The following is an 11,859-nucleotide window of genomic DNA, read 5'->3' on the forward strand; positions in this document are numbered from 1 at the left end:
TCCTGAATTAGGGTGTTTAACCGCCTCGGCATGGTGAGCATGAGTGCTCAGGGTAAAATCAACTTTCTTTGGGTCCGATCCTAAGCATCGCAACCAAGGATTAGGATGCACCCTCCTTCATAGAGCAGCAGAGATCCAAAAGATTGAGAAGGTGTACATTTGTCTGTCCGACAATGACTCTCTTGAAGGCTTTATCCAAAAAATAGGTCTCTCGAAAGACCCCATTGAGCAATATGAAATGTGTATGCCGCTTCAACGATAATGGTTCACCACATTTAAATCAAAAAGAAGGTCGATCATGTTGTACAATGACCAACCTTCTTCCTATCCATGCTCCCCCGCTTGATCCACCTACATCTATCATTTCTGAGAACGATTGATATACTCTGATTTGACCAATGCGCACATGTAAAGATCATCATATTTCCCGGACGTAAATTCATATTGGGAGAGGAGCCCTTCTTGCCGAAAGCCCGTCTTTTCAAGCAAACGCAAGGATTGTGCATTCTCTGGCTCTACTAGCGCCTGAATGCGGTTCAATGAGAGGGTATTAAACCCATAGTCGATTACAGCTGCAAGTACCTCCGACATTAACCCTTGGCCCCAATAGGCTCTGGACAATTCATAGCCCATTTCTGCCCGGTGATGACGTTGATCCCAGTTATGAAATCCGCAAGAACCGATGATTTTACCTTCATTTGTTTGAATAGCCCAGCGGATTCCCTGATCTGTCTCAAAAATCCGATCATACCAACTGATCTCATCCAGTGCATCCTGTTCAGACTCAAACGGGCTCAGTCCATAAAACTTCATAACCTGCTCATCTGAAAAGTATTCCAACATGTCCTTGCTGTCCGTCACTACCATTTTTCGTAATAAGAGACGTTCGGTCGTTATAACCGGAAACTCACCTTTCACATTCTCACCTCTTGCCGCCTTGTTCACTTTTGCCAGTTTTTCTTGCATACCTATGCTTCCTGAGTCTATCGTTACTTTCTTCTTCCAATTATAGAGTAAATGAGAGGAAGGGATATTTATAGTGATTTCTTTGTTTATAGAATGTTTTCCTAAACATGGATTGTAAAATGACCGTTAATATAAGGAGTATGTTTTTAATTATTAAGAAGAGGTGTATTTTTTGGACGAACAGCACGTATCACACAATCCGCAGGAAACTGCAAGACAGATGTACATTCGGCATGGTCAAAATTATGGGGCAGACACCAACAGGATGGCCGAAATATCAAAAACGTACGGGAATTCTACTCTGTATAGACGGTGGGGAGCAACGGTTTTTGATTTCATATTTTTTTTATTCGGGTATATTTGTTTTTTTATTTCTGTCATTCAAATAACGGATAGATGGTTTTTGCCTTTAGCGATTGCATCCCGTTGTATTCTCCTTATTGCTTTCTTCAGCTATTATTTGCTTTTGGAAGGTTACACAGGCTATACGCTTGGTAAGTTCGTTTTTCGTATTAAGGTGGTTAACGGGGAAGGAAAGCCTCCTGGTTTTCTTAAATCACTCATTCGTACGCTGCTCAGGCTAATAGACACCAATCCGTTGCTAATGGGTGGGATACCTGCTGGTATCAGCGTGTTAGTGACTGCATCAAGACAACGAATTGGTGATTTAGCTGCAGGTACATATGTTGTAAAGGTACGGGATTTAGAGTCGATTAGCAAAAAGACAATGAAACGTTCGCTATTTATATTTTTTACCGCAATGGTGATCTTGGGAGCCTCGTTTGTAAATGCTATTTTTATACTGGCAAATAGCTATGTGCCTCCTGAAGCCCTGGTGAGCAAGAAAGAGCAAAGCTATGTAAGTAAAGATGGACGGTTTCAAATCACGGCCCCACTGGACTGGTCAACAGACCCGGACCGTGAAGGAAAAGCAGGGATTGCGATATTCAATCCGTACATTCAAAAGTCCGTTGTGGTACTATCCCACTCAAAAAAGCAATTGGGCAATATAACTCTTCAACAGTATGGTAAGAAAGCTGAAAATAACTTAACCAAAGAGTGGAACCTGTCCAGTGTAGGACCTGTCTCTAACACAACCATTCATGGATATCCTGCCCTTGAGTTCACGATTAAAGGCAAGAAAGATGTGGACAAATATGTCACCCATGTAGCGATTATTAAGACCGAAAAGAATTACTACCAGGTGCTTGGATATGCACCAGCGTCTAAAGACGGCCGTTTAAAGAAAGAACTGCACGACATTACCTATAGCTTCCGCGAGGTTCATCATTAGACTGCGTGGCTGGCAATAAAAAGGGTAGGACAGAAAAAGCAGGTTACTCCTTAAGAGCAGCCTGCTTTTTGGTGCTTGTTACCTGATATATAAACTAAACTTTAAAAATCACATGGGAAACTGAGCAGGTGCGATAAGTACTGAATGAGGTTGACGTTTCACTTAAAATTAAAATTAAATATTGGTAATCCGTGCGCATAATCAACTTCTATAAATACACTTTCAAAATCGACTATATATTTCAAATCTTTTTTTAAGGTTTCTTTTGTTGGGCGTTCTAATTCTAATGCATAGGAGAAAAGCTCTAAAAAATCTGCATCTAAACCATGACCATTCGATTTATATTTTATATGATCTACATCTTCCTTTTTAACAAGTATAAAATCTGAATTATTGATAGTCTCTACAATACGTTTTTTTTCTACATGGTTAACTAAATTATCCTCATCTCCTTGAAAAGATAAAACCTGCGTATTTCCATTAAAATCTTTATAAAGCGTCTCTAAGTTTAAGTCTTGCTTATTTCGCACTATTTTCTTCGCAAAATAGTCAAATTCATAAACAAACGTTGAATTTCCCATAGTCTTATATAAAACTCTAATATCGGATAAATATGCCGGCTCTATCCAAGCCGAGTTGTCTATCAAATATGAAAACAAAGTAGGTGCTAACCTATTGCTTAAGTGTAATAGGTATGCCCCATGAGAGTGTCCGTATCCAATAATTCTATTGGACTTAAATGTTAAACCATTTCCATTTAGTATGATTTTAACCGACTCTACAGCGCTGATAATATCTACTGCCTGCATATAACTCATATCATTAAATTCCTCTATGCTTTCATCTATATCAGCAATCACAGAAACTAGAATATTTTTTTCAGACAATATATTTAGTAAAATAGAAGAGTCTTTATTTATTCTCTCCATTTCATCTATCGTAAGTACACTTCGTAAAATCTGAGGATTTTTAAACTTGTAGTTTACTGATGATTGCATATATGAACTACCAAAATAATTACACTGAATCGTTACCATATTGTATTTGTCAGCAAATAGTTCCCTCATTTTCATGTAAACTTTAGAATCAATATTACCGCCGAACCCAGGGACGAAAATAATCAATCCCGTGTTTTCATTAACTCCATTTTGTGGGATAGAAAAGTCAATTCGTAGTTCTCGATTAGACTTACCTGTGTATATATTATGATGTGCTGGAATATTAATACTATGTTGTTCTGACATACTTATTTATTCCCCCATTTAAATATTAAAGGCTCATTTCATCAAATAATTTCGACCAATAGGTACATCAGCATATCAAGACAAAGATTTTCTGATTAAATCCCCATTTCGTATTCTTCTAATATTTTGATTAAAACACAAAAGGCCCACAAGCGGGTCATCTTTTTTTCAAAATGTCCTTTTTGTGGGCACGGTTATACTTTTGCCTACAACTATACTCTCCTCCGTAGATTACAACTCAATACTAAAATATATAACATCGTCTAATGGATTATCATAATACGCTGCAATTTCACATCTATGATAAAATTGACTGACATGTTCAGCGACCTGCCTTATCATATTGTTCAGATGCACAATAAATTGGAAACCCTTTCATAAAGGTAGTGTATTAAAATATACTATATCACTATAGATAAAGGAGGAATCGCAGACTGTTCCAGCTCTCCGAAAAACAAGCCCAAGACATCGTAGACAAAATGATGAAGGATATTCCATACAATATCAATATTATGAATGAACGAGGCATCATCATTGGCAGCGGCGAAAGCGAACGGGTTGGAACTGTTCACCAAGGAGCTGTTCATGCGCTCGAAACCGGGAAAATGATTGAAGTATGGCAGGACGGCCACTATGAGAAAAAGGGGACCAATGAGCCCATCGTCATTCATCATGAACGAGTCGGTGTTATTGGCATTACGGGCAATCCCGATGAAGTGCGGCCTTTTTGCAATATCGTCAAAACCACGGTATCGCTCCTGATCGAGCAGCGAATCTCTCTGGAGCATCTGGCCCACGAAGCTAACCGTAAAAAATCCGTGCTGGAAATGCTGTTGAATCATCAGGGAGCCTATACCCTAAAAATAAAAAAAGAAGCGACTCAATATCACATTGATTTGCTTCTAAAAACTTCGGCGGTATATGTAAAGTATCTTCCTGACGACCCGGCTAATTTAGCCGAACTGTCCAATATATTCATGCAGCATCCGTCCTTTCGTATGGAGGAGAACAGCTATCTCATCCTGATGCAAAATCAGGAGGTGACAGACAAGCTGCTGGAGCCGCTTGTGCGTAGCCACCCCCATGTGCTGATTGCCGTCAGCAGACAAGAGCATAACATTGCGGATTGTTATTTGCAGGCCAAGTCAGCCATGAATGTTTTACTGGCTCTGCGCCCGCCCGTGCAGATAATCTCTTTTGCAGAAGTCGAATTTTGGGTCAAACTGAGCCAATCTAACCTGACGAACACGATCCATCTGGTCACTAAACTGGAAGACACCGTGGATTTGCTGGATACGCTGCGAAGCTTTATTAACCATAACGGCAGTGTGTCCCTCACCGCAGACGAATTAAATATTCACCGGAACACGCTGCAATACCGCCTGAAGCGCATCCATACCTTAACGGGTAAAGATCCCCGAAATCTCCTTCAACTTTTTGAGCTTACGCACGGCTTATTGGCACTGTATCAATGAACTGCTGTATTATGCCAGATCATTTTTCGGTAAAAATAACATATTTCCGCTCGCCGTCACTCCCGAATTTCTCAGCCAATCTCCTTTGGCTAAGATCGGGATTGCAGGCGAGCACTCGTATTATATCGTATTTGTATTATGCCGTTTTATGTTACCTCGCTTATCGATTGTTCATTTCTCGCCGAATTGAAGCACCCTTGCGATATTCTCACACGTACGCTCTACGTTTTGCGGCCCTTCTACCAACAGCTTATCCAGCTCCGAGGCTCCCGGCACGATGCCGAACACCGCATCTATTCCTTCCTTGTACAACGTATCGATCCCTTCCCCGATATAGCCAGCGACTGCAATGACCTTTTTGCCGGATTGTTTGGCAGCCTGAGCTACCCCATATGGAGTTTTCCCGAATTTGGTCTGAAAATCAATGCCGCCTTCCCCCGTAAAAACGATATCCGCCTTCGCCAGCTTTTGCTTTAACCCGGTGTATTCGATCACAATTTCAATGCCTTTTTGCAGCGCTGCCTGAGTAAAAATCAACAGTCCCGCACCCAATCCACCTGCTGCTCCCGCGCCAGGAAGATCGCGCACATCCTTGCCCAGCTGTCGCTTCACCACCTCCGCGTAATGAGCAAGATTGGCATCCAATTGCTGCGCCATCTCCGGTGTTGCCCCTTTTTGCGGACCGAATACATGAGATGCTCCATGCGCTCCGCACAACGGATTCGTCACATCGCAGGCTACAATCAATTGTACCTGCTGCAAGCGGTCATCCAGAGATGAAATATTAATACTGGCCAGTTCTCCCAGACTGCCCCCGCCGCGTGGAAGAGTGTTCCCTTTTGCATCAAGAAATCTGGCACCCAGCGCTTCCGCCATTCCTGTACCGCCGTCATTCGTCGCGCTTCCACCAATACCAATAATAATCTTTCGAATCCCCTGATTCAGACACTCACGGATTAGCTCACCCGTACCGTAAGTTGTTGTCTTTAGCGGATTTTTGTTATCCTTATTGACCAGATGAATTCCGCTGGCGGATGCCATCTCAATTGCTGCAGTGGTGCCGTCTCCCAGCAAGCCGTATGCAGCAGTTACAGGTTCTCCAAGCGGTCCGGTCACCTCGATATAACGAATCTGCCCGCCTGTCGCATCCACCAATGACTGTACCGTTCCTTCACCGCCGTCCGCCATAGGGACGTGGACATAATTTGCGGCCGGATAGACCTTGCGCAGTCCTTTTTCCATCGCGATACACACTTCTTTGGCTGTCATACTTTCTTTAAAGGAATCCGGTGCCAGCACAAATGTCTTCTCTCTCATCTTCTCACCTCATCATCAATGTTAAAGTAAAAATCCATATATCAATGTCGCCACAATCGTCATCGTTCCACCCACAATAGCTTCATAAGGGATGAGTCCCATCCGTTGTTTAATACTCATTTTCATGCTGTCTGCCGTGACGTGAAAATAGTTGCCTTGTGGCAAGGAGTCGATGACCGTAGCCCCTGTATGCACCATCACAGCTGCGGCCAACGGGGCCGTCCCCATGTTCAGAATAGCTTCCCCAAACGAGCCTGTCGCCAAAATAACTCCCGTTGAGGTCGACGCTGTGGCAGCCGCCATCAGAATACCTGCAAGCGGTGCCAAAAATGTGCCAGAAACTCCCGAGGCTTCAATCAAGCCAACCACCTGAGTAGACAAGTTGGAAGCAGAGATCAGACCCGCAATCCCGCCTGCACCGATCAAAATCAGCACGGTCGCCGTCATTTTATTCAAACCGGAGGCCGAATATTTTAAAATATTGCGTCCTTGCCCCATTGCCAGCATACCCACAATCCCGGCAATCGGCAAAATGTACATCGCGTCCACCTTGAAACTCGACAGCGCTTCAATACCGGAAATGGAACCAATCGGATTAATCATCAGCAAAATAACAGCTACCAACGGAGCTACAATTGCCCGTCCCAGCGCCGGGTACTTCGTAGTATCGACATCACTGTCCATCGTATCCTGGTCGGATACCTTCACACCTTTGGTTTTCAACATAGACGCAACCAGAACGGTCACGATTAAACCACATATCGCAGGAACCACATCTGCCAGCATAACATGGCTTAAATCCAGATTGAATCCACGTGCCGCCGCAATCGTATTGGGATTCGGTGAGATGATGTTACCCGCCTTTCCGCCTCCCGATAAGGCCAGCAGGAGCGCCAGCTTGGAAATCCCCATTTTGTTCCCGACCGACAACGCAATAGGTGCCACGATCAGCACTGCGACCGGAATAAATACGCCTACCGCCGTAATAATCATCGTTGCCAAGGCTAGTGCAAGAATTGCTTTGCTACCGCCGAACTTTTTTACAATAGCCTGCGCAATCGTCTCCGCCGCCCCGGACTCCATCATCACACCTGCCAATACCCCTGCGGCGAGCACACGAATGACCGTCCCCATCACACTTTGCGTACCGCTAATCAACACACTAATGGTCTGCTCTAAATTGGCTCCGCCCAATAAAGCGCCTACAATGGCTCCCAAAAACAAAGCGTAAACCGGATTCAGCTTTCTTAATATCAGAATAATCGCAATAGCCAGCCCTGCCAGAGCTCCTATCCAACTAATCGTCAACCCTTCCATCTGCCTAACCCCCCGGGCAATTTTTGATTACGCTTTCATTATATCGATTACGGAGGGTGAAAAATATTGAAGAACGGACGAAATTGATTGTGCATTTGCACATACAAAAAGCCCATATCCCCTTTCAGGAATCTGGACTTTGAATACCCTTCAAAAAAAGACTGGTTTGCATATGTTCTACTTGGACCACTATATATTTTATCTCACTTTTGAACGATTGAGCTAACTGTTTCTGTTGTACCTTTTGCCTCACCATGTCCTGCACCAAACAGGTTCAGCACCACCACGCCAATAACAATTAAAGAAATGCCTACGATACTTCCTGTATTGATTTTTTCTTTCCAAATCAATACTGAAATAAGCGTTGTAGCAACAGCTCCTACACCTGACCAGATTGCATAAGTCATATTTAAAGGGAGCGTTTTGAGAACCAAAGAGAGAAAAAAGAAGGAAATAAAAAACGCGACAAATGTAAATAAAGTCGGGTACAGTCTGGTAAAGCCTTCTGAAGCTTTAAGCATTGAAGTTCCAATAAGCTCACCAATAATAGAGATTACCAAGAAAAGATAGGCCATTATTCATTCTCCTTTCAGCATTTTGCATCATTCGATTCCCAACGCTTATGGGATTTATGCAAAATGCTCCTTTATATATGTCTTTAATTCTTCCGTAATTTTCTTCCGTAGTTCTTCATTCGGAGGAGCTAACCCGAACATTTCCGCAAACCACAAACCGTCTATAACTAATCGGACCATTGTAGAACGAATCGGATCCAATTCATCGTTTTCGATTTTATTTTGGATATTAGCATACTCGTCCTGAAGTAGTTTTAGCATTTGAGGGTTAGTAAAATGAGCGGCAGAGAGAGCTGTATACAGGTCACTTACGTCCCGATCTCCAGAAAATGATGAATTCATATAAGCGCGAGTCCATCTTCCTTTAGAATGCATATCACTTTCTGCTCTCTCATTAAATTCGGTTACAAAGCTGCTCGACAGTTGCTCGACCATGCCCAGAATCAATTCATCTTTATTCGGAAAATGATAAAGTAATCCTCCCTTACTTATTCCCGCCTTCTTGGCAACCGCTTCTAAAGTTAATTTCTCTACTCCTTCTTCGTGTACAATTATGGAAGCCGCTTTAAGAATTAATTCTTTTTTTAATGCTGTTTTAGTTGTATTCATTTTTATCACCACCCATTTTATTATACCGTCCAGACGGTTTTATTTCAATTAGATTAAAGTTTTGCATTTAGTAATAGCCAAGTTTGCTCTATGTATTCGTACATATAGGTTAAGAAGAAAAAAGCCTTGGGAGCACATCATTTCACCCAAGGCTTAAGCTTTAAAGTCGCTCAAAGCATTCTACAAAAGACTTAGTCAAGTAAACGTCACCCCCATCCCAGACGCTCAGCAAAAGTCCCACATCTGTTTTTTTTGCATCGCCATTGGACTAGCTGCCCAGATATTGTCTCAGCCATTGGAGCGCGGGACGTTCCGAACCGTTCGAGTTCAGCAGATGTGTATTCGATATCCAGGTTTGCCCCTGGATGTATCCCCAGAGCGTAACTCCCTTCACCGCGGAATGCTGCCATAATACCGGGAATTTCTCCTTGTATCTGGCAAGCTGGGTGTTGTCGTCGCCAGTCATATCCAGCTCCGACACATAGATTGGCAATCCTGTTGCCGATAGCTTGTTCAGTACAGTGTTCATCGTGTTAACTGAGACGGTGTCCATACTGAACTGGTGGCATTGAATTCCAATTCCGTCAATTAAGCCTCTACTCTTGAGCTGATTAATAATATTGACGTATTGGTCGGTTAATGAAGGATCGTTGATAATTCCATATTCATTTATAAGTAGCTTGGCATTCGGAAAAGCTTGTCTGGCCTGTTGGAACGACCATATTACCCAATCCCATCCGGTCGACCCGTCACCACCAATGGCATTGCGGAAGGACGGCTTTTGATGCAGTGGCTCATTCACCACATCTACAAACGCCGCATTCGGATAGCGCTGACCGGCAGCTTGAATCCACTGGGTCACTTCCACCTTCTGATCAGCAGCCGACAATCCGCCAATCCATCCTGGCTCCTGGGCGCCCCATACCAAGGTGTGAAACTTGAATGGGAAGCCATTATTACGGGCATAATTGTAGGCGGTATCCGCCTGCGACCAGTTCATATTGTTACGGCTGCCTTCAACCGAGCCCCACTTGGTTGAATTCTCCGGCGTCACCTGATTCCAGTACGTTCCGTAACTAGGAGGGACACTCCCAGCAATGACATTCCCGAGGAATTTGCTTCCCTTCGCCAGACCAGCATCAGCCTGATTCACCAGAACAGACGATAACAACACACCTGCCAACGCCAAACTGCTCACCAATTTGCCTGCTTTAAACCTCAACATCAAATCTCCTCCTTACACGTATTAGGTTTAATATCTTCAAATAAATAAAACGCTTACATTCCCAATTATAATAATGAGTGGTTATTTTCTGCTACGTGTGAAAATAAAGACTTAACCCGAAAAACTTTACATCATTGCGGGACAGCCAAACATCTGCAATCCTTTGCTATACATCGTTTCAATTAAATCTAAGCGAAAAATTGCTTTTGTAGTCTGTAACGGCAAGATTGGGGAATATTCGATATGTATTAGAGTGAGTCTGGATATAGAGTATACTATATAAGTATAAGTTAGATGCACGATGACATTCTATATGTATAGGTATTCCAAATACAGCGCAGAAGAGGTTGAAAATGAGTCAGAAGCATTTTTCAGATTATCCATTAAGTGAAGAAATCGTGAGAGCGCTGGATAGTCTAGGCTATGAGACGCCAACAGAAGTTCAGACGAAAGTCATTCCAGTTGCGCTTGAGAAGAAGGATCTTGTTGCCAAATCACAAACAGGTAGCGGCAAAACAGCATCGTATGGTATTCCACTCTGTGAACTAGTAGATTGGAATGAAAATAAGCCCCAAGCTTTAATCCTGACGCCAACCCGTGAACTCGCGCTACAGGTCACCGAAGACATCACGAATATTGGACGCTTTAAGCGGATAAAAGCAACGCCCCTTTATGGGAAACATCCTTTTCATATACAAAAGGCCGAGTTAAAACAAAGAACACATATGGCTGTAGGTACGCCAGGACGTGTACTGGACCATATTGAACGAGGCACGCTATCGTTAGATCGGATGGCCTATCTCGTTATTGATGAGGCTGATGAAATGCTGAATATGGGCTTTATCGAGCAAGTTCAGTCGATCATTCAGGCCCTGCCTAGTGACCGGGTTACGATGTTATTCTCCGCTACTTTTCCTGAGGATGTAGCCAGACTGTCACACAAGTATATGAACGATCCTGTTGAAATTGAAATAAAAGCAGCCGGTATAACTACAGCTACAATTGATCACTCTTTGATTCAGGTGGCGGAGGCGGACAAGCTGGTATTACTTCAAAATCTGCTCATTGTTGAGAATCCTGAGAGCTGCATTATTTTCTGCCGTACGCAGGAAAATGTAGATAAACTATTCAGAGCCTTGGCTGATCTGGAGTATCCGTGTGATCGTATTCATGGGGGGATGGAGCAGGAGGAGCGTTTCGAGGTGATGAATGCGTTCAGAAGGGGACAATTTCGTTACTTGATTGCGACTGATGTAGCTGCTAGAGGTATTGATATCACGAATATCACCCATGTCATTAACTATGATATTCCCCTTGAGAAGGAAAGCTATGTTCATCGTACAGGACGTACGGGACGTGCAGGCAAGACGGGGAAAGCCATTACCTTAGTTACGCCTAAGGATGACAGACGATTAGCCGATATTGAAGCATACATTGGATTCGCGATTCCGAAAGTAAAGGCTCCCTCAGAAGAGGCTGTTGATCGCCGTAGAGAAGATTTTGAACAGAAGCTACATGTCAGAACTGTACTTAAAAAAGACAAGCGCGAGCAATTAAACCAACAGATTATGAAGTTGAATTTTAATGGTGGCAAAAAAAGAAACTTAGAGCCGTAGACTTTGTTGGAACCATTGCTAAGCTTGACGGGGTAACCGCAGACGATATCGGGATCATTACGATTCTTGATCATGTAACCGATGTTGAGATTTTGAATGGTAAGGGTCCACTTGTAATGGAGATTATGAAGAATACGACCGTAAAAGGTAAACTGTTAAAGGTACGCAAGGGAAATAAGTAGAGACTACACGGTATAAAAGAGGGCTAGGAGAAAGGCGCT

Annotated in this window: 9 protein-coding genes and 1 pseudogene; 3 read left to right on the forward strand and 7 right to left on the reverse strand. The window is 43.1% G+C overall.

The genetic code is table 11. From position 1 onward, the window contains the following. Nucleotides 1-360: 360 nt before the first annotated feature. Nucleotides 361-918 carry a GNAT family N-acetyltransferase gene (locus tag QMK20_RS26250; RefSeq protein WP_283656354.1) on the reverse strand — a complete coding sequence of 186 codons (558 nt, stop codon included), beginning with the start codon at nucleotides 916-918 and terminating at the stop codon, nucleotides 361-363. 211 nt (nucleotides 919-1,129) lie between these two features. Here QMK20_RS26250 and QMK20_RS26255 point away from each other — a divergent pair, with 211 nt between their 5' ends. Continuing rightward, nucleotides 1,130-2,260, forward strand: a complete 1,131-nt coding sequence (locus tag QMK20_RS26255; protein ID WP_283653937.1) for an RDD family protein — start codon at nucleotides 1,130-1,132, stop codon at nucleotides 2,258-2,260. A 158-nt stretch (nucleotides 2,261-2,418) separates the two neighbouring features. Here the strand turns inward: QMK20_RS26255 and QMK20_RS26260 are convergent, their stop codons facing one another. Then, complete coding sequence (locus QMK20_RS26260) at nucleotides 2,419-3,504, reverse strand: DUF2920 family protein (protein WP_283653938.1); 1,086 nt, start codon at nucleotides 3,502-3,504, stop codon at nucleotides 2,419-2,421. A gap of 479 nt (nucleotides 3,505-3,983) precedes the next feature. Here QMK20_RS26260 and QMK20_RS26265 point away from each other — a divergent pair, with 479 nt between their 5' ends. After that, complete coding sequence (locus tag QMK20_RS26265; RefSeq protein WP_283653939.1) at nucleotides 3,984-4,979, forward strand: CdaR family transcriptional regulator; 996 nt, start codon at nucleotides 3,984-3,986, stop codon at nucleotides 4,977-4,979. A gap of 171 nt (nucleotides 4,980-5,150) precedes the next feature. Here the strand turns inward: QMK20_RS26265 and QMK20_RS26270 are convergent, their stop codons facing one another. The 5 genes from QMK20_RS26270 to QMK20_RS26290 form a co-directional block, all read right to left on the reverse strand. Beyond that, on the reverse strand, nucleotides 5,151-6,296 hold the full coding sequence (locus QMK20_RS26270; RefSeq protein ID WP_283653940.1) for a glycerate kinase family protein: 1,146 nt from the start codon (nucleotides 6,294-6,296) through the stop codon (nucleotides 5,151-5,153). 21 nt (nucleotides 6,297-6,317) lie between these two features. Next, nucleotides 6,318-7,613 (reverse strand): GntP family permease, encoded by a 1,296-nt coding sequence (locus QMK20_RS26275; protein WP_283653941.1) that lies wholly within the window; start codon nucleotides 7,611-7,613, stop codon nucleotides 6,318-6,320. Between the two features lie 203 nt (nucleotides 7,614-7,816). Then, nucleotides 7,817-8,188, reverse strand: a complete 372-nt coding sequence (locus QMK20_RS26280) for a DMT family transporter (protein ID WP_283653942.1) — start codon at nucleotides 8,186-8,188, stop codon at nucleotides 7,817-7,819. A 54-nt stretch (nucleotides 8,189-8,242) separates the two neighbouring features. Continuing rightward, nucleotides 8,243-8,797, reverse strand: coding sequence for a TetR/AcrR family transcriptional regulator (locus QMK20_RS26285; RefSeq protein ID WP_283653943.1), 555 nt, complete (start codon nucleotides 8,795-8,797; stop codon nucleotides 8,243-8,245). A 268-nt stretch (nucleotides 8,798-9,065) separates the two neighbouring features. Beyond that, nucleotides 9,066-10,022 (reverse strand): endo-1,4-beta-xylanase, encoded by a 957-nt coding sequence (locus tag QMK20_RS26290; protein WP_283653944.1) that lies wholly within the window; start codon nucleotides 10,020-10,022, stop codon nucleotides 9,066-9,068. Nucleotides 10,023-10,375: 353 nt separating this feature from the next. Between QMK20_RS26290 and QMK20_RS26295 the strand changes: the two are divergent. Continuing rightward, nucleotides 10,376-11,820, forward strand: a pseudogene (locus QMK20_RS26295) (DEAD/DEAH box helicase). Nucleotides 11,821-11,859: the final 39 nt, after the last annotated feature.

Source organism: Paenibacillus sp. RC334 (assembly GCF_030034735.1).
GTDB classification, from domain to species: Bacteria; Bacillota; Bacilli; order Paenibacillales; family Paenibacillaceae; genus Paenibacillus; species Paenibacillus terrae_A.

Bases quoted from the DNA above. Each gene is read 5' to 3' on its own strand.
- QMK20_RS26270 (WP_283653940.1), bottom strand. From the start codon at position 6,296: ATGAGAGAGAAGACATTTGTGCTGGCACCGGATTCCTTTAAAGAAAGT.
- QMK20_RS26260 (WP_283653938.1), bottom strand. From the start codon at position 3,504: ATGTCAGAACAACATAGTATTAATATTCCAGCACATCATAATATATAC.
- QMK20_RS26275 (WP_283653941.1), bottom strand. From the start codon at position 7,613: ATGGAAGGGTTGACGATTAGTTGGATAGGAGCTCTGGCAGGGCTGGCT.
- QMK20_RS26290 (WP_283653944.1), bottom strand. From the start codon at position 10,022: ATGTTGAGGTTTAAAGCAGGCAAATTGGTGAGCAGTTTGGCGTTGGCA.
- QMK20_RS26285 (WP_283653943.1), bottom strand. From the start codon at position 8,797: ATGAATACAACTAAAACAGCATTAAAAAAAGAATTAATTCTTAAAGCG.
- QMK20_RS26265 (WP_283653939.1), top strand. From the start codon at position 3,984: ATGATGAAGGATATTCCATACAATATCAATATTATGAATGAACGAGGC.
- QMK20_RS26280 (WP_283653942.1), bottom strand. From the start codon at position 8,188: ATGGCCTATCTTTTCTTGGTAATCTCTATTATTGGTGAGCTTATTGGA.